Here is a 281-nt window from a genome sequence, read left to right as displayed (position 1 = left end):
CACACTACCATCGGCGCTACGGCGTTTCACTTCTGAGTTCGGCATGGGGTCAGGTGGGACCACCGCGCTACAGCCGCCAGACAAATTCTTTTCTAAGTGCCAAACTTTAACCGAAAAACTGGTGCTGATACCCAGAGTCGAACTGGGGACCTCACCCTTACCAAGGGTGCGCTCTACCAACTGAGCCATATCAGCACACTAAATTTGATGCCTGGCAGTTCCCTACTCTCGCATGGGGAGACCCCACACTACCATCGGCGCTACGGCGTTTCACTTCTGAG

The 281-nt window shown here is 54.4% G+C and carries 1 tRNA gene and 1 rRNA gene; both read right to left on the bottom strand.

Features of this window, described 5'->3' with window-relative positions:
• Positions 1-81, bottom strand: a 5S ribosomal RNA gene (gene rrf, locus OGV52_RS00030); the annotation flags it as partial.
• A gap of 38 nt (positions 82-119) precedes the next feature.
• Positions 120-195: transfer RNA gene (locus tag OGV52_RS00025), tRNA-Thr, on the bottom strand.
• Positions 196-281: the final 86 nt, after the last annotated feature.

The organism is Citrobacter sp. Cb041, from assembly GCF_030336655.1.
In the GTDB taxonomy this organism is placed as follows: domain Bacteria; phylum Pseudomonadota; class Gammaproteobacteria; order Enterobacterales; family Enterobacteriaceae; genus Citrobacter; species Citrobacter braakii.
Note: the sequence above shows the minus strand (reverse complement) of the source record. Positions and strands in the feature narration are given on the sequence as shown.